Here is a 17,037-nt window from a genome sequence, read left to right on the forward strand (position 1 = left end):
AGGACGAACTGTTCCGTAAGGAGGCGTCACATGGAAACGGAACGTCCGAGCCCACGCTATTCGTCGATCGACGCATGGGAGCCGAGCGAGATTCTCGACGCGATGATCGAAGGGCAATTCGCCGCCGTCGCCGCCGTGCGCGCCGCGCGTCCGGCGATGGAAGCGGCGGCGCTCGCGGTCGTTCGGCGCCTCGCGCACGGGGGACGCATCGTCTATGTCGGCGCCGGAACATCGGGCCGGCTCGCGGTGCAGGACGGCGCCGAGCTGACGCCGACCTTCAGCTGGCCACAGGAGCGCCTGCTGCTGCTGATGGCGGGCGGCGACGACGCGCTGCTGAAAGCCGTGGAAGGCGCCGAGGACGAGACCGAGCGCGGCGCCGAGCTGATGCGCCGCCATGCGATCGGCGAGGCCGATGTCGTCATCGCCGTCGCGGCGAGCGGCACGACGCCCTTCACCCTCGCCTGCCTGCGCGAGGCGGCGCGGCATGGCGCCTTGACGATCGGCGTCGCCAATAATCGTGACGCGCCGCTGCTCGCCGAAGCGGAGCATGAGATATTTCTCGACACGGGATCGGAAGCGATCGCAGGCTCGACGCGCATGAAGGCCGGCACTGCGCAGCGCGTCGCGCTGCTGATGCTGTCATCGCTGGTGATGATTCTGCAAGGCCGCGTCTATGAAGGGCTGATGGTCGATGTGCAGGCCTCCAACAAAAAGCTCGCGCGTCGCAGCGAGCGCATTCTGGCGCGGCTCACCGGACGCGAGAGCGCGGAGATAGGCGCGGCGCTGCGTCGCGCGGGCGGCAGCGTGAAGCTGGCCTATCTGCTGCTCGAGGGCCATGGGCTCGGCGAAGCGCGCGCCGCGCTCGAAGGATCGCGCGGTCATTTGCGCCGGGCGGTGGAGGCGCTCGCCGGCGCGCCGGCCGAGGGACCGAAAAAATCCGGCGTGACGGAGGCCCATCGGCCCGAATTTTGATGCGTCTTCGGCGAAGAGGTATAATAAATATTCGCCGGAAAGGATTCGCGAGAGCCATGACAGTCAACAAGATCGACGCGCTGCTGGCGCTTCGCAGCGAAGGACGTTTCCTGGTCGGACGCGATCGCATCAAGCTTTTGGAGGCGGTCGCCGAATATGGCAGCATCACCAAGGCCGCGAAGGTCGTCGGCTTCAGCTATAAGACGGCGTGGGATGCTGTGAACGCCATCAATAATCTTCTGCCCAGCCCCGCCTTTGTGACAAAGGCCGGCGGCCGCTCCGGCGGCGGCGCGGAGGTGACGACGGAAGGGCGCCGGCTCATCGCCACATTTCATCGGCTGGAGGAGCGGCTGTCGCGCATCTCCTCGCTCATCGCCGAGGAGGGGCTCGAGGATCAGGATGATTTTCTCCTTTGGAGCGTGGGCGTAAAAATTTCTGCGCGCAATGTATTCCAGACGGAAGTCGTCTCGGTGAAGAAATGGCCGGTCGATGTCGAGGTGACGCTGCGCGTGTCGCCGGAGACCTCCATTCACGCCATCGTCACCAATGACTCGGCGGTGGAGCTGGGCCTCGAGCCGGGACGCAAGACTCTGGCGCTGATCAAATCCTCCTTCGTTCATCTCACCACGCCCGAGCACACGCCCCCCGGCGTGCGCAATCAATTCGTCGGCGTGGTGCGGCGGCGAATCGACGCGGAGCGCAACAGCGAGGTCCTGCTGGATATAGGCGCGGGCAAGACGATGCACGCCGTCGTCCCGCGCCAGACGGCGGAAGACCTCGGCATTGCCGAGGGCGAGCGGGCCGTCGCCAGCTTCAGCCCGACCGACGTCATCCTCGCGGTCGACTGATACGATTTCCGTTTGAACCGCTCGCATTGTGGCTTGTCATTCCCGGCGGGCTGAAAGCCCGACCGGGAATCCAGAGCCACAAAAGCGCTGGTTTTGCTCTGGATTCCCGATCGCTCGCTTTGCGAGCGTCGGGAATGACACCGAACCAATCAAGCGGATCGGGTATGACAATCGAATTCTCTATCGCTGGTAGAAAGATCAATCGGCGGGCTGCCCGCCGATAAAATGAGCGCTCGCGTCGATTGACACGCCCGCGGCGGCGCTTTTATGTTTTCATTATGTATCGCCTCGACATAGCGAGTCGCCTCGCCCTTCTTCCTAGCCGCCGCAATGTGCTGGCGGCGATCCCTTCCGCGCTCGGCGTCGCTTTGCTCGGCAGGCCCGCGCGGGCGGCGGACGAGCGCCTCGTCGTCGTCACCTCCTTCCCGGAAGAGCTGACGACGCGCTATGAGGCCGAGTTCGAGAAGCTCTATCCCGGCGTTCACGTCCAATTCGTCTGGAAGCAGTCGCGCGACGCGCTCGCGCTGCTGAGCGACAAGGACCAGGGCGGCGCCGATGTCTATTGGGCGCCCGCTCTCGGAAATTTCCCTATATTGCGCGACCGCGGCGCCTTTCAGAAATTCTCGGTCGATCGCGCCGCTCTGCCCGGCCGGCTCGGCGATCAGCTCCTCTCCGACCCGAACGGCCTGTTCGAGGCCTATGACGTCGCCGGCTATGGGATCGTGGTCGATCCGGCCGCGCTCGCGCGCGACGGGCTGAAGCCGCCAAAGAGCTGGAGCGACCTCGCCTCCCCCGCCTATGCCGGCCGCATTGTCATGCCGATTCCGGCCAAGGTGGGCTTCTCGCCGGCGCTCTATGACATCGTGCTGCAGTCGGAAAGCTGGGAGCGCGGCTGGGCGCTGCTGGCGGAAATCGCCGGCGGCGCGGAGCTGCTGGGCTCCGGCTCCGGCCCGACGGCGAGCGTCAAGGACGGCCATGCGGCGCTCGGCCTCACCATCGACTTCTTCGCCTTCAATGCGCTGGCCAATGGCGAGAAGCTCGCCTTCATCTATCCGGAGAAGACCGCCTTTCTGCCCGCCCATATCGCCATCACGGTGGGCACGCAGCGTTTTTCGGCGGCCAAGGCCTTCGTGGATTTCGCGCTCTCCTCCAAGGGGCAGAAGCTGATGATGGAGGCCGACAGCAGCCGCCATCCGGCCCGGCCCGACGCCTATGCCGGCAAGCCGGCGGCGGTGGTCGATCCCTTCGCCCTGCCGCCGGGAACCTTCTATCCTTATGACGCCGAGATCGGCCGGCGGCGGCCCGGCGCGGTCAGCGTGATGTTCGACCTCGCCATCGCCGAGCGCCACGCCGAGACACAGCGCCTTTGGCGCGCCATACACGCCGCCGAGGCGCGGCTCGCCGCCGCCCCCGACTCTGCAGGCGCCGCCGCTGTGGCGAAGGCGCGCAAGCTCGCCGGCTTTACGCCTATTTCTGAGGCCCAGGCGAAAGATTCCGCATTTCTCGATCGTTTTTCCAGCCGCGAGCTGAAGGACGGCGACCTCGCCGCCCGTTGGCGCGCAGAAATTTCATCGGCCCGAGCCGAGGCGCTGAGCCTTGTCGCTTCCGCCGAGCAGCGTCTGTGAGGCGGCGGCTTCTCCTTCCCTTCGCGCTGCTTTTTCTCTCCGCCGGCGCGCCCTATGAGAACCCCAAGCTCGACGGCGACGCTTTCTCCCGGCCCCTGGCCGGGCTGGACGAGGGTTTTCTGCGCGGCTTCCGGCAGGGAAGCGCGCTGTTCCATCAGGCCTGGGTGATCGGCCCCTCGCAGGATCAGACCGAGATCACAGGGCTGGGACCGCTCTATAATCGGCTCTCATGCATCGCCTGCCATGTGAAGAACGGCCGCGGCCCGGCGCCGGACCCGGAGAATGGCATCGCCCGCGCCATGGTGGTGCGGCTCGGACTGCCCGGCCGCGACGCCCATGGCGGCCCCCTGCCCCATCCGGCCTATGGCGGGCAGCTCAATCCAGAGGGCAATCCGGGCGTGCCGGGCGAGGGCCGCGCGATCGTGACGTTCGACGAGATCGAGACGCGGCTGGCAGACGGAGAGACCGTCTCGCTGCGTCGTCCGCACCTCTCCTTTCGCGATCTCGCCTATGGGCCGCTCGGCGACAATGTGCGGATCTCGCTGCGCAATGCGCCGCCGGTGTTCGGCCTCGGCCTGCTCGAGGCCGTGCCGGACGATGAGATAACACGCCATGCGGTGGGCCAGGGCCGCGGCCGGCCGAACCATGTCTATGACATGGCGGCCGGCCGCATGGCGCTCGGCCGCTTCGGCCTCAAGGCCAATCAGCCGGATTTGCGGCAGCAAATCGCCAACGCCTTCGCCGAGGACATCGGCGTCTCCTCCTATCTCTTCCCCGAGCCCAATTGCACCGCTGTGCAGCCGGAATGCCGCGCGGCGGCGGGACACGAGATCGAGCTGACCTACACGCGGCTCGAGGCCTCGCTCGCCTATATGCGCGGCCTCGCCGTGCCCGCTCGCCGCAATCAGGACGATCCGCGCGTCGCCAAAGGCGAGGCGCTGTTCCGCGAGATCGGCTGCGCCGCCTGCCATCGCGAGACGATGAAGCTCGGCCCGGTCGGCTTCGCGCCCTGGCTGAGCGGGACCGAAATTCATCCCTATAGCGATCTTCTGCTGCACGACATGGGCGAAGGGCTCGCCGACGGACGCGAGGATTTCGAAGCCGGCCCGCGCGACTGGCGCACGCCGCCGCTTTGGGGCCTCGGCCTTGCCGGCCGCTTTGGAACGCCCGTGGATTTTCTCCACGACGGCCGCGCCCGCACCGTCACAGAGGCGATCCTCTGGCACGGCGGAGAGGCGGAGGGCGCAGCGCAGCGGTTTCGCAGCCTGACGCGCGAGGAGCGGGGAGAGCTGCTCACATTTTTGGGGTCGCTCTAATGGCGACCATTCGCAAAGGCCCCCTCCTTCACCGTCCCCCGCCAATGGCGGGAGAGGGAAGCGGGCAGCGCGGCGCGAGTTCTCGATGAAGCGCGGAATCTGCTCCCTCTCCCGCGAAGCGGGGGAGGGCTGGGGAGGGGGCGTCGGGACTACGGGACTATCGGGGGAAGAACCATGAAATCAAGCAGACTGGCGCCCTTGGGCGCCGCCAGCGTCGCCGCGCTCATCGCAAGCGGCGCGGCGCTCGCCGAGCAGCCGCAACCTTTCGATCTCGGCGAGATCCACGTCGGCGCCGAGCGCAAGAGCGCGCCGGCGGACAAGAAAAAGGACGACGGCCCGGCGCCGCTGCAGCAAACCGACTCCTATGGCGGCGTGACCATCAGCAACCGCCAGAACGAGACCTTCCAGCGCGACTCGCTCGATCGCGCCGTCAATCTCGCGGCCGGCGTCGTCAGCAATTCGACAGGCGGCACGCGCAATGAGCAGAACATCTATGTACGCGGCTTCGACCGCTGGCAGGTTCCGCTCACCATCGACGGCGTTCGCGTCTATCTGCCAGCCGACAATCGGCTAGACTTCGCGCGCTTCATGACGCCGGACGTCGCCTCGGTGCAGATCGCCAAGGGCTATGTCTCGGTGCTCGACGGGCCGGGCGGCATGGGCGGCCAGATCAATCTCGTCTCGCGCAAGCCGACAAAGGAGATAGAGGGCGAGCTGCGCACCGGCCTCGAATTCGGCCGCGACGGCAGCTATGAGGGCATAAAGACCTATGCGCTGCTCGGCACGAAGCAGGACAATTATTATCTGCAGCTCAGCGGCTCCTGGCGCGATCTGCGCGGCTGGATGCTGCCGGAAAGCTATACGCCGACCAATAATCAAGGCGAGGGCTTCCGCGGCAATTCAGGGACCTATGATTGGAGTCTCAACGCCAAGGCCGGCTACACGCCCAATGACACCGACGAATATTCGCTGAGCTTCATCCGCCAGGACGGCAAGAAGGGCGCGCCCTATCACACCACCGACGGGCTGAACAGCCAGCGCTATTGGCGCTGGCCCTATTGGCGCGTGCAGAATCTCTATTTCCTGTCCAACACCAAGATCGGCGATTCCTCCTATGTGAAGACCAAGGCCTATTGGAGCAAGTTCGACAACGACCTCTTCTCCTACAACGACCCCTTCCTCGCCTATCAATCCTCGGCCAAAGCCTTCCGCAGCTATTATCAGGATTATGCGCTCGGGGCCGATATAGAGGTCGGGCATGATTTCGGCGAGGTCGACACGCTGAAGATCGCCGGCCACTACCGCTTCGACGAGCACGCCACCTGGCAGGAATATTACGGCGTCAATGTCGCCAATAAATCGACCGGATGCGTCATAAACGTCATCTGCTTCACTCAACCGGTCGTCTACACGCAGGAAGACACTTATTCGATCGCGGTCGAGAACACCTTTCATCCGACCAAGGACATCGATCTCGTCGGCGGCTTCGCCTACGACTGGCGCCATCTGCGCAAGGCAGATGATTTCGTGGTCGGCACGGGCGTCATCGGCTATCAGCTGCGGGATGTGCAGGCCCCCAATTTCCAGGGCGCGGCGATCTGGCGCTACAGCGACACCAACAAAGTCTATTTCAACGTCTCCGACCGCGAGCGCTTCCCCACCATCTTCGAGCGTTTCAGCTCGCGTTTCGGCGGCGCCACCTCCAACCCCGGCCTGATGCCGGAGCGCGCGATCAATTTCGATCTCGGCTGGGCGAGCGAATTCGCGCCGGGCAGCCGCATTCAGTTGGACGCCTTCCACTCCATCGTCCGCAATCTGATCCAATCCGTGCCGGCGCCCGCCTATGGCGCGAGCGTCACTCAGAGCCAGAATGTCGGCGACGCCAGCTTCTGGGGCGGGGAAGTCTCGGTCGATTATCGCGCCTCCGACGAGCTGTCGCTGGGCGGCAATCTGACGCTGATGCGCCGCTCGGTCTATGCGCCTTACATCCTCAACTTCCAGCCGACGGGCGTGCCGGATGGCAAGCTGTTCCTCTATGCCGGCTGGCGGCCGCTCGAAGGGCTGACGCTGACGCCCAATGTCGAAATGAACAGCAATCGCTGGACCTCGAACACGGCGGGGACGATCTATTATCGGACCGGCGCGTTTTTCCTGGCCAATTTCACCGCCGAATATCAGCTCCATCCGAACTTCAAGATCGAAGGCGGCGTGCGCAACATGTTCGACACCGCCTACACCTTCACCGACGGCTATCCCGAGGCAGGGCGCAGCTTCTTCCTCGGCGCCAAGGCGACGTTCTAGAGCGCCTGCCGATCGAACGGAATCGTTCGATCGATCAGAATTCGCTCCCCCGCGAGAATCGAGAGCGCGATCCGATCGGATTGGATGGCGCTCCAACGGCTCGCGGGGCTCGCCGCGCGGCGGCCCCGACGGCGACGCTTTGCAAGCGGGCGCGGCGCGGCTACCAATGGGGAAAAGGGGCGCGGGTGATTCGTTTCGGCCGCGTTCCCGCTCTGGCCGGCGCCGACCCATGGCGATCCGGCGGCTCCTTCGGATGGCCCCATGACCAAATTCGCGCTCGACGCCCTCGATCTCGCCGCGCTTCTCTCCTCCCGCGTCTGCCATGACGTGATCTCGCCCGTCGGCGCCATCGTCAACGGGCTGGAGGTGCTGGAGGAGGAGAAGGACGCCGAGATGCGCGGCCATGCGCTGGCGCTAATCAAATCCAGCGCCGCGGAAGCCTCCGCGCGATTGCAATTCTGCCGCCTCGCCTTCGGCGCCGCCGGCTCCAAGGGCGCCGAGATCGACACCGGCGACGCCGAGCATGTGACGCGCCAGCTGCTCGCCGACGAACGCACCAAGCTCGAATGGAGCGTGCCGCGCGTGCTGATGTCGAAGAATAAGGTGAAGCTGCTGCTCAATCTCTGCCTGATCGCCGATGCGGCGATTCCGCGCGGCGGCGTCATCTCCGTCGTCTCCACCGGCGAGCGCGACGATATTTCCTTCACCTTGGAGGCCAAAGGCGTGAACGCCCGCATCGCAGCGGCGATTCCGGGCCTGCTGGCCGGCGAGCCGGAAGAAGGCGTCGTCGACGCGCGCGCCATTCAGGCCTATTACGCCGGCCTCGTCGCCAAGGCGAGCGGGCTCGACGTCGTGATCTCCACGCAGCCGGAGCATGTGACCATCACCGCCCGCCCTTCCGCCGAGCAGGCGGAGGAGGAGATCGAGACGCCGGCGGCGCTCGAAGCCTGAGGAAGCCTCCGCGCCAGGCGACCTCGAGCGCGGGGATTTCAGTTCTTTTAACCAGAATGCGTCAAGAATGGCGTCGACGCCGCTCACGCGGCCAGAGACGAACGACGCCATGGATGAACTTCTCAACGATTTCCTCGTCGAGACCGCCGAGCACATTGATGCGGCGACGATGGAGCTCGTCTGTCTCGAGAAGGACCCGGGCGATCAGGCGCTCATCGCCAGCCTCTTCCGCCATGTGCACACGATCAAAGGCACCAGCGGCTTCTTGAAGCTGCCGCGCGTCGGCCGGCTGACCCATTCGACCGAAGCGCTCATCGGCGCTTTGCGCGACGGCGCGCCGATGACCGCCTCGCATGTCACGCTGATCTTCGCGGCCGTGGACCGGCTGAAGGATATTCTCGCCGAAATGGGCCGCTCCGAGGAGGAGCCGGCTGGCGACGACGACGATCTCATCGCCGCTCTGGAAGAGGCGACGCGCCGCTCCCGCCTCGGCGAGGAAGAGCCCGACCCCGCCGAGGCGAGCGGCGCCGCTGCGCCCGCCTCCCGCGCCGCTGCGACGCCGGGCGAGACGCATTCCGCCGGCGTCGCCCATATCGGCGAGACGGTCCGCGTCTCGGTCAATGTGCTCGATCGGCTGATGGGCATCGTCTCCGAGCTGGTCTCCACCCGCAATCGTCTGCTCGAATTGTCGAGCGCCTGGGCGGGCGGCGACGAGGCCATGAGCAGCACGGTGCAGACGCTCTCCAACATCACCAGCGATCTGCAGGATGCGGTGATGAGCGCGCGCATGCAGCCGGTCGGGCGGCTATTCTCGACGCTGCCGCGGCAGGTGCGCGATCTCGCCCATGATCTCGGCAAGAAGATCGTCATCACGACGGAAGGCTCGGACACGGAGCTGGACCGGCAGGTGATCGAGCTGATCCGGGCGCCGCTCACCCATATCATTCGCAATTGCGCCGACCATGGCGTCGAATCCCCGGCCGAGCGCGCGCGCATCGGCAAGAGCGAGACCGGCGTCATCTCGGTGCGCGCCGCCTATGACGCCGGCCAGATCATCATCGACATCGCCGACGACGGCCGCGGGCTCGACGCCTCGCGCATCCGCTCCAAAGCCTTGGCGATCGGGCTCGTCTCGGAGGCCGATATCTCCAAGCTCAGCGACAGCGAGCTGTTCGAGCTGGTCTTCACGCCGGGCTTCTCGACTGTCGATGGCGTCACCAGCGTCTCCGGCCGCGGCGTCGGCATGGATGTGGTGCGCGAGAACATTCAGTCGATCGGCGGCTCCGTCTCGCTGACCTCGCGCCATGGCCGCGGCGCCTGCGTCACTCTGCGCATTCCACTGACGCTCGCCATCACGCCGGCGCTGATTTTGACGACCAATGGCGCGCGCTTCGCCATACCGCAGATGACCGTGGTCGAGCTGGTCGGGGTCGGCCGCGGCTTCGAGCATGCGATCCAATATATCCATGACGCGCCGGTGCTGCGCCTGCGCAATGACGTGCTGCCTCTGCTCGATCTCGCCGCGACGCTCGGCCTCGGCCGCCCGGCGCAGGAGAGGACGCGCGACGGCTTCGTCGTCGTGCTGCGCATCGGCAGCGCGCGCTTCGGCCTGCTGGTGGAGACGATCGCCGATGTGCAGGAGATCGTCATCGAGCCGCTGGTGAGCGCGGTGGCGCGGCTCGGGGTCTTCTCGGGCCAGACGATTCTCGGCGACGGCTCGGTGGTGCTGATTCTCGATCCCGCCGCTCTGCTCGAGCACGCCGGCCTGCAGCGGCTCGCCGAGCGCCCGGCCGAAGCGACGACGCCGGAAGTCTTCGTTCCGCGCACGGAGAAGACGCGCATCATCATCGTCAAGTCCGGCCCCGGCCCGCTGAAGGCGCTGCCTCTGTCGCTGGTGCTGCGCATAGAGGATGTGCCGCGCGAGCGGCTGATCGCCTCGGACGGCGCCTTCGTCATGGCCTATCGCGACAGCCTGCTGCCGATCATTCCGGCGACGACGGACATGGCGCTCGACCGCGCCTCCTATCCCATACTCGTGCTGTCGGGAGCCGGCCAGTCCATGGGCCTGCTGATCGAGGACATCATCGACGTCACCGACGAGATTCTCGATCTCCAGAGAGAGAGCGGCTCGGCGCATATTCTCGGCTCCATCCAGCTCGGCGGCGATATCGTCGAGTTTTTGGACGCCACCTATTTCATGCGCATCGCCTGCCCGGCCGCCGTGGCGCGCGGCGTCAACAAGCGGCATCGCATTCTGCTCGTGGACGACAAGGCCTTCTTCCGCGACATGCTGGCGCCGATCCTCGGCTCGGCCGGCTATGACGTGACGACCGCGGCCTCGGCGCCGGAAGCGCTCTCCTTCCTGCGCAAGGGGCTGTCCGTCGAGGCGGTGGTGACGGACACCGACATGCCGGAGATGGACGGCTATAATTTCGCCCGCGCGCTGCATGCGCTGCCCGGCCTCGCCGAGCTGCCGGTGGTGGCGCTCGCCGCCCAGGCGGCGCCCAGCGTGCTCGCGGCGGCGAAGGCCTGCGGCATCGCCGCCGTCGCCGGCAAGTTCGATCGGCGCGCGCTCATCGAATGCGTCGGCCGCCTGCTCGACAAGACGGACACGGCGCCGCGCGATCTCGAATTGCGCATCATGTCGGAGCTCGCCGCATGACCCAAACGCAACGCGACGCGAACGGGCGCCGCCGGCAAGGCGATACGGGCAAGGAGCAGTCGCGCAACTTCACCATAAAGGTGCGCGGTCAGACCTTCGGCCTGCCGGTGGAATGCGTGAAGACGATCTTCCATATCGAGCAGGTGACGCCGGTTCCGCTGGCCCCGCGCGAGATCGCCGGCCTCGCCAATCTGCGCGGCCGCATCGTCACCGCGCTGCGGCTCGACCGCTGCCTCGAGATCGACGACGGCGACCACTCCGATTCGAATCTCGCGGTCTGCATCGAGCACAATGGCGAGCGCTACGCTCTGCTCATCGACGAGACCGGCGACGTCGTCACCTGCGAGGAAGACGACCGCATCCTCTGCCCGACCCATGTCGGCCAGCAATTCGTCGACGCCACCAACGCCTGCTACCGGCTCGACGACGATTTTCTGCCCATACTCGACATAGCGGCGCTGGTGAGGCGCCTGTCGAGGCCGGGCGAGAGCGGCGGCCGCGACGGACATTCGAGAGACGCATCCCGAGGAGTAGACTGATGAAGCAGATTCTGGTCGTCGACGATTCCGCGGTCATCCGCAAGGTCGCGCGCCGCATTCTCGAAGGGATGCAATTCTCCACCGTGGAGGCGGAGAACGGCCGCAAGGCGCTGGTCGCCTGTGAGCAATCCATGCCGGACGCGATCCTGCTCGACTGGAACATGCCAGAGATGGACGGCGTCGAGTTCCTGCGCGCGCTGCGCAAGATGCCGGGCGGCGCCGGGCCGAAAGTGGTGTTCTGCACCACGGAGAACGAGGCGAGCTATATCGCCCAGGCGATGGACGCGGGCGCCGACGAATACATAATGAAGCCCTTCGACCAGCATGTCGTGCGCTCCAAGCTCGAGGACATAGGCGTCATCTGAGGCGCGGGCCGCGACGGAACAGGAGCGCTCTCTTCAGGGAGCGACGGCGAAATGCGGAAATGTGCGGAGCCTCGCCATTTTCGGCCGGGCGCGACGGATATGGCGGAGGGCGCGCGATGAGCCTCGCCTTCGCGCGGCTGCGCCGTCTCATCGGCTCGCTCGTCGGCGTCTCGCTCGGCGCCGACAAGCTCTATATGGCGCAGAGCCGGCTGGAGCCGATCATGCGCGCGCAGGACTGCCGCGACCTCTCCGAGCTGATGCGCCTCATCGAGCGGCGCGAGGACGAGGCGCTGCTGCAGCGCGTCGTCGACGCGATGACCAATAATGAGACCTCCTTCTTCCGCGATCGCGTCCCCTTTCAGCGGCTGAAGCGTGATTGGCTGCCGGAGCTGATGGCGCGGCGCGCCGAGACGCGGCGCCTGCGCATCTGGTCGGCCGCCTGCTCGACCGGCCAGGAGCCCTACTCCATCGCCATGGCGCTGGCCGAAATGGGCGAGGCGCTCGCCGGCTGGAGCGTCGAGATTCTCGCCACCGATGTTTCGGAGACCGCGCTGACGACGGCGCGGCGCGGCGTCTACAGCCAGTTCGAGGCGCAGCGCGGCCTTTCTATCGGCAGGCTGCTGGCCCATTTCGACCAGAAGGACGGCCTCTGGCGGATCCGCGACGAGCTGCGGGCGAATATCGCCTTCCGCAAGCTCAATCTGCTCGATGACTTCTCTGGCGAGGCGCCCTTCGACATCGTCTTTTGCCGCAATGTGCTCATTTATTTCGAGCCTGCGGTGAAAAGCCGCGTGCTCACGCGCCTGCGCGACACTCTCGCAGACAATGGATGTCTGGTCCTGGGCGCGGCCGAGACGATCGGCGAGCGCATCGGCGGCCTCACCCCTGCCAGCGACGCCGCCTGGCTGCTGCTGCCGCGCCCTTCGCCGCGGCCGCTCGCCGCCATCGGCGCGTGAGCGCGGCTCGCGGCCTTCCCTCTGAACGCGCGAAGGGGCTCCCGAGGGAGCCCCTTTTCGATTCTTGCGGCCGTCTTCGCCGATGGGTCAGGCGGTGATGCGCTCGTCCGCTTCGCTCGGCTCGCGCAGCACATAGCCGCGGCCCCACACTGTCTCTATGTAATTGCGGCCGTCGCTGGCGTTGGCGAGCTTCTTGCGCAGCTTGCAGATGAACACGTCGATGATCTTGAGCTCCGGCTCGTCCATGCCGCCATAGAGATGATTGAGGAACATCTCCTTGGTGAGCGTCGTGCCCTTGCGTAGCGAGAGCAGCTCCAGCATCTGATATTCCTTGCCGGTCAGATGCACGCGGGCGCCGGAGACCTCGACCGTCTTCTGGTCCAGATTGACGACGAGATCGCCGGTCGTGATGACCGATTGGGCGTGGCCCTTCGAGCGGCGAACAATGGCGTGAATGCGCGCCACCAGCTCGTCCTTGTGGAAGGGCTTCGTCAGATAATCGTCAGCGCCGAAGCCCAGACCCTTCACCTTGTCCTCTATGCCGGCGAGGCCGGACAGGATCAGAATCGGCGTCTTGACCTTGGCCACCCGCAAGGTGCGCAGCACCTCGTAGCCGGACATGTCGGGCAGATTCAAATCGAGCAGGATGATGTCGTAATCGTAGAGCTTCCCGAGATCTATGCCTTCCTCGCCGAGATCTGTCGCATAGACGTTGAAGTTCTCGGATTTGAGCATGAGCTCGATGCTTTGAGCGGTCGCGCTGTCATCCTCTATCAGTAAAACGCGCATTTTCGGTCCCCACCCAGCTCCACCAAATCTTCCCCCGGACGTCGTCGCGTCGCCCGAGCGTCGACGATGCGCCGCGCTTCGTCGGCCGCCCGCCAAGATCCATATCTATTTGTCGAAACGCTAAGCGGTAATGGTTAACAAACCCTGACCTTCGGCCCGGCGGCAAACCAGAACCTTAATCGTCGACGGCTAAGCGCCGAGACGCGCCGGGAACAGCGTCTCTCGAGGGAGACGAATCGACCGGCCTTCTGTTTATACAAGCCGTCCGCCCGCCTGCGAAGCGGCGCGCGGCTACGCAAACGCCGCGGCGAAAGCTTCGCGAAAGCTCGCCGCGCGGCCGTGTCGCGCAGCGCTCACGATTGACTTATGCGCGGGCTTTCTCCTATATGCCGGCGCGGCGTCGCAGAGACGCGTTTCGTGCGGGGGCTTGCGCGCCCGCGAAAAAGGCGAAAAGAGACAGCCGCAGGGGCGAGAAAAAAGCGCCCTACGAGACCAAAATTAGATCGAGGGCCGTGGCGGCGGCCAGCCGATGACGAGCGGTCGGCGCGAGGCGATGACGGCTCTTCGATCGGCGACCTGAGCGAGCGGAGACCCAAGGTGAAGAGAACTTATCAACCCAGCAAATTGGTGCGCAAGCGCCGTCACGGCTTTCGCGCCCGTATGGCGACCGTCGGCGGCCGCAATGTCCTCGCGGCGCGCCGCGCCCGCGGACGCAAGCGCCTGTCCGCCTGATTTTCGCCGGCTTCTCGGCCAGGGAGGACGGGAGGCGTGAGCGAGAACATCCCAGACGAAACGCGGAAGACCAAACCGCGACGCCTGCGCAAGCGGCGCGAATTTTTGCGCGCCGCCGCGAGCGGGCTGAGCCGCGGCGCGCGCGCCTTCAAGCTGCAGGCGGCGGCGCGGGAGGGCGGCGACATGGACGCGCCGCGCTTCGGCTTCACCGTGACGAAGAAGATCTCCGGCGCCGTCGGTCGCAACCGCATTCGGCGCCGCCTCAAGGAGGCGCTGCGGCTCTGCGGCGCTTCCGGTCTCCCGGGCTATGATTATGTCTTCGTCGCCCGACCCGACGCGTTGACCGCGCCCTTTTCGGAATTGACGGCGCAGATCGTGGATGGGCTGACCAAGCTCAGGCCCGGCCAAAAGGGCCGGAACCGGCGCAACTCCTAAAGACAGGCCGCAGGCGTCATGAACGAATATACCAAGAATGTCCTCATAGCGGCCGGCCTGTCGATGCTGGTGATCGGCGGCTGGGATTTTTTCTACGCCTTTCCCAAGCTCGATCGGCAGCAGAAAGAGGCGCAGCTCGCGCAGCAGCAAAAGCCCGGCGCGCCGCAAAAGCCGGTCGCCGCCCAGCCCGCCGACAAGGCCGCGCCCGCGGCTCGGCAGGCGCAGCCGCAGCAGACCGCCGCCGCCGCCAAGCCCGCGCCCAAGACGCGCGAGGCCGCTCTCGCCGAGAGCAAGCGCGTCGCCATCGACACGCCTTCCATCTCCGGCTCCATCTCGTTGAAGGGCGGCCGCATCGACGATGTCTCGCTGAAAAATTATCACGAGACCGTCGATCCCAAGAGCCCGATCATCGTGCTGCTCTCGCCGGAGAACGCGCCGCAGCCCTATTACGCCGAATCGGGCTTCCTCGCCTCCGACAAGGATCAGGCGCCGCCCGCCCTGCCGAACAGCGAATCGCTGTGGAGCGCCGATCACGATCAGCTCTCCGTCGGCCAGCCCTTGACGCTCAGCTTCGACAATGGCCAGGGCCTCGTCTTCAAGCGCAAGATCGCGGTCGACGACCAATATATGTTCTCCGTGACCGACAGCGTCGAGAATCACGGCCAGGGTTCCGTCACCCTCTATCCCTATCTGCGCGTCTCGCGCATCGGCGCTCTGCAGAGCGCCGGCTATGCGGCCCTGCACGAGGGCTTCGTCGGCGTGCTGGGCGAGGCCGGCCTGCAGGAGCTGAAGTTCGAGAAGGTCGAGAAAGAGCCGCACGCCACCAAATCTTTCGAGGCGACCGGCGGCTGGCTCGGCTTCACCGAGAAATATTGGGCCGCCGTGCTGGTGCCGCAGCAGGACCGCACGCTGGTGGCGCGCTTCTCGGCTTCGGGCGCCGGAACGACCAAGGCCTATCAGGCCGATACGGTCGAGGCGCCGCTGACCGTGGCGCCGGGCGCCTCCGGCTCCGTCGCCTCGCGCATCTTCGCCGGCGCCAAGGTCGTCGACACGCTCGACGCCTATGAGGGCCAGGGCATCAAGCTCTTCGATCGGCTCATCGATTGGGGCTGGTTCTACTTCCTCACCCGGCCGATGTTCCGCATCATCGACGGCCTGTTCCATGTGCTCGGCAATTTCGGCCTCGCCATTCTGGCCGTCACCGTGCTGGTCAAGATCGCCTTCCTGCCGCTCGCCAATAAGAGCTATCTGGCCGTGGCCAAGATGAAGGCGATTCAGCCCAAGATCGCGGAGCTGAAGGCGAAATACGGCGACGACAAGCAGGCGCTGAGCCGCGAGCAGATGGAGCTGTTCAAGCGCGAGAAGGTCAATCCGGCCGGCGGCTGCCTGCCCGCTCTGCTGCAGATTCCGGTGTTCTTCTCGCTCTACAAGGTGCTGGTCATCACCATCGAGATGCGCCACGCGCCCTTCTATGGCTGGATCAAGGACCTCTCGGCGCCGGACCCGACCAATATCTTCAACCTCTTCGGCCTCATCCCCTTCGACCCGACTCAGATTCCGGTGTTCGGCTCGTTTCTGTGGCTCGGCGTCTGGCCGCTGGTCATGGGCGTCTCCATGTGGATGCAGATGAAGATGAACCCGGAGCCGACCGACGAGGTGCAGAAGATCGCCTTCGGCTGGATGCCGGTGATCTTCACCTTCTCGATGGGCGGCTTCGCCTCCGGCCTCGTGATCTATTGGACCTGGAACAATGTGCTCTCGGTGGCGCAGCAATGGGTCATCATGAAGCGCGCGGGCGTCAAGTTCGAGCTGTGGGACAATCTGAAGAACACCTTCGCCTTCCTCAAGAAGCCCGCCTGATCCCGCCTTGACCGAAGCCCGCGACGAGGATTTCACAGAGCCGGGCCGGCTGCTCTTCGCCGGCCCGTGCGATTTTATATTCGCCAGTGCGAAATCCGGCGATCTGCCGCCGATCGGCCCGCCGGAGATCGCCTTCGCCGGCCGCTCCAATGTCGGCAAGTCCTCCCTGCTCAACGCCCTCACCGGCCGCAAGGCGCTGGCCCGCGTCTCCAACACGCCGGGGCGCACGCAGCAGCTCAATTTCTTCGCTCTCGGCGCCGCCCCGGGCGCGGAGCCGCTGCGCCTCGTCGACATGCCCGGCTATGGCTACGCCGCCGTCGGCAAGGAGAAGATCGCCAATTGGACGCGGCTGATGGAAGAGTTTCTGCGCGGCCGCGCCTCGCTGATCCGCGTCTTCGTGCTCATCGACAGCCGCCGCGGCGTGAAGGATCTGGACGAGCAGATGTTCGATCTGCTCGACCGGGCCGCCGTCTCCTATCAGATCGTGCTGACGAAGCACGACGAGCTGAAGGTCTCCGAGCGCGAGGCCGCTGTCGCCGCGGTGGAAGCGGCGCTGGCCAAGCGCCCGGCCGCCTTCCCGCGCCTCGCCGTCACCTCCTCCCGCTCGGGCGATGGCGTCGCGGAGCTTCGAGCCGGGATCGCGCGGCTGCTGGCCGAACGAAACGCTTGAATATTGCAGCCTCGTC

The 17,037-nt window shown here is 65.9% G+C and carries 15 protein-coding genes; 14 read left to right on the forward strand and 1 reads right to left on the reverse strand.

Annotated features, from left to right (window positions below; all coding sequences use genetic code 11):
- The first annotated feature begins 30 nt into the window (after positions 1 to 30).
- From EDE12_RS00725 to EDE12_RS00770, 10 genes are all read left to right on the forward strand, one after another.
- On the forward strand, positions 31 to 972 hold the full coding sequence (locus EDE12_RS00725; RefSeq protein WP_026600008.1) for an N-acetylmuramic acid 6-phosphate etherase: 942 nt from the start codon (positions 31 to 33) through the stop codon (positions 970 to 972).
- Between the two features lie 56 nt (positions 973 to 1,028).
- A complete protein-coding gene (locus EDE12_RS00730; RefSeq protein WP_024878480.1) occupies positions 1,029 to 1,820 on the forward strand; it encodes a TOBE domain-containing protein in 792 nt (263 codons plus the stop codon).
- A gap of 242 nt (positions 1,821 to 2,062) precedes the next feature.
- Positions 2,063 to 3,445, forward strand: a complete 1,383-nt coding sequence (locus tag EDE12_RS00735; protein WP_245275842.1) for an extracellular solute-binding protein — start codon at positions 2,063 to 2,065, stop codon at positions 3,443 to 3,445.
- Positions 3,442 to 4,761, forward strand: coding sequence for a di-heme oxidoredictase family protein (locus EDE12_RS00740; protein ID WP_026600006.1), 1,320 nt, complete (start codon positions 3,442 to 3,444; stop codon positions 4,759 to 4,761). The genes EDE12_RS00735 and EDE12_RS00740 overlap by 4 nt, the downstream gene beginning before the upstream one ends.
- 174 nt (positions 4,762 to 4,935) lie before the next feature.
- On the forward strand, positions 4,936 to 7,062 hold the full coding sequence (locus EDE12_RS00745) for a TonB-dependent receptor (RefSeq protein WP_024878477.1): 2,127 nt from the start codon (positions 4,936 to 4,938) through the stop codon (positions 7,060 to 7,062).
- A 261-nt stretch (positions 7,063 to 7,323) separates the two neighbouring features.
- Entirely contained in the window at positions 7,324 to 8,013 is a 690-nt protein-coding gene (locus EDE12_RS00750) for a histidine phosphotransferase family protein (RefSeq protein WP_024878475.1), read from the forward strand.
- A 109-nt stretch (positions 8,014 to 8,122) separates the two neighbouring features.
- Complete coding sequence (locus EDE12_RS00755) at positions 8,123 to 10,675, forward strand: hybrid sensor histidine kinase/response regulator (protein ID WP_026600004.1); 2,553 nt, start codon at positions 8,123 to 8,125, stop codon at positions 10,673 to 10,675.
- Positions 10,672 to 11,214, forward strand: coding sequence for a chemotaxis protein CheW (locus EDE12_RS00760; protein WP_026600003.1), 543 nt, complete (start codon positions 10,672 to 10,674; stop codon positions 11,212 to 11,214). The genes EDE12_RS00755 and EDE12_RS00760 overlap by 4 nt, the downstream gene beginning before the upstream one ends.
- Positions 11,214 to 11,579 (forward strand): response regulator, encoded by a 366-nt coding sequence (locus EDE12_RS00765; protein ID WP_024878472.1) that lies wholly within the window; start codon positions 11,214 to 11,216, stop codon positions 11,577 to 11,579. The genes EDE12_RS00760 and EDE12_RS00765 overlap by 1 nt, the downstream gene beginning before the upstream one ends.
- 116 nt (positions 11,580 to 11,695) lie before the next feature.
- Positions 11,696 to 12,535 (forward strand): protein-glutamate O-methyltransferase CheR, encoded by an 840-nt coding sequence (locus EDE12_RS00770; protein WP_026600002.1) that lies wholly within the window; start codon positions 11,696 to 11,698, stop codon positions 12,533 to 12,535.
- 87 nt (positions 12,536 to 12,622) lie between these two features.
- On the opposite strand, the gene EDE12_RS00775 is transcribed toward EDE12_RS00770, so the two are convergent.
- Complete coding sequence (locus EDE12_RS00775; RefSeq protein WP_018266958.1) at positions 12,623 to 13,324, reverse strand: response regulator transcription factor CtrA; 702 nt, start codon at positions 13,322 to 13,324, stop codon at positions 12,623 to 12,625.
- 597 nt (positions 13,325 to 13,921) lie between these two features.
- Between EDE12_RS00775 and rpmH the strand changes: the two genes are divergently transcribed.
- Genes rpmH through yihA form a run of 4 tightly spaced genes read left to right on the forward strand, consistent with a single transcriptional unit; the run spans position 13,922 to position 17,021 of the window.
- Positions 13,922 to 14,056, forward strand: coding sequence for a 50S ribosomal protein L34 (gene rpmH, locus EDE12_RS00780; RefSeq protein WP_024878470.1), 135 nt, complete (start codon positions 13,922 to 13,924; stop codon positions 14,054 to 14,056).
- Between the two features lie 36 nt (positions 14,057 to 14,092).
- Positions 14,093 to 14,491, forward strand: a complete 399-nt coding sequence (rnpA, locus tag EDE12_RS00785; RefSeq protein ID WP_026600001.1) for a ribonuclease P protein component — start codon at positions 14,093 to 14,095, stop codon at positions 14,489 to 14,491.
- An 18-nt stretch (positions 14,492 to 14,509) separates the two neighbouring features.
- Positions 14,510 to 16,351 carry a membrane protein insertase YidC gene (gene yidC / locus EDE12_RS00790; RefSeq protein WP_026600000.1) on the forward strand — a complete coding sequence of 614 codons (1,842 nt, stop codon included), beginning with the start codon at positions 14,510 to 14,512 and terminating at the stop codon, positions 16,349 to 16,351.
- 7 nt (positions 16,352 to 16,358) lie between these two features.
- On the forward strand, positions 16,359 to 17,021 hold the full coding sequence (gene yihA / locus EDE12_RS00795) for a ribosome biogenesis GTP-binding protein YihA/YsxC (RefSeq protein ID WP_026599999.1): 663 nt from the start codon (positions 16,359 to 16,361) through the stop codon (positions 17,019 to 17,021).
- Positions 17,022 to 17,037: the final 16 nt, after the last annotated feature.

It is taken from the genome of Methylosinus sp. sav-2 (assembly GCF_004366495.1).
Lineage (GTDB): Bacteria > Pseudomonadota > Alphaproteobacteria > Rhizobiales > Beijerinckiaceae > Methylosinus.

Bases quoted from the DNA above. Each gene is read 5' to 3' on its own strand.
- EDE12_RS00725 (WP_026600008.1), top strand. From the start codon at position 31: ATGGAAACGGAACGTCCGAGCCCACGCTATTCGTCGATCGACGCATGG.
- EDE12_RS00730 (WP_024878480.1), top strand. From the start codon at position 1,029: ATGACAGTCAACAAGATCGACGCGCTGCTGGCGCTTCGCAGCGAAGGA.
- EDE12_RS00745 (WP_024878477.1), top strand. From the start codon at position 4,936: ATGAAATCAAGCAGACTGGCGCCCTTGGGCGCCGCCAGCGTCGCCGCG.
- EDE12_RS00750 (WP_024878475.1), top strand. From the start codon at position 7,324: ATGACCAAATTCGCGCTCGACGCCCTCGATCTCGCCGCGCTTCTCTCC.
- EDE12_RS00755 (WP_026600004.1), top strand. From the start codon at position 8,123: ATGGATGAACTTCTCAACGATTTCCTCGTCGAGACCGCCGAGCACATT.
- EDE12_RS00760 (WP_026600003.1), top strand. From the start codon at position 10,672: ATGACCCAAACGCAACGCGACGCGAACGGGCGCCGCCGGCAAGGCGAT.
- EDE12_RS00765 (WP_024878472.1), top strand. From the start codon at position 11,214: ATGAAGCAGATTCTGGTCGTCGACGATTCCGCGGTCATCCGCAAGGTC.
- EDE12_RS00770 (WP_026600002.1), top strand. From the start codon at position 11,696: ATGAGCCTCGCCTTCGCGCGGCTGCGCCGTCTCATCGGCTCGCTCGTC.
- EDE12_RS00775 (WP_018266958.1), bottom strand. From the start codon at position 13,324: ATGCGCGTTTTACTGATAGAGGATGACAGCGCGACCGCTCAAAGCATC.
- yidC (WP_026600000.1), top strand. From the start codon at position 14,510: ATGAACGAATATACCAAGAATGTCCTCATAGCGGCCGGCCTGTCGATG.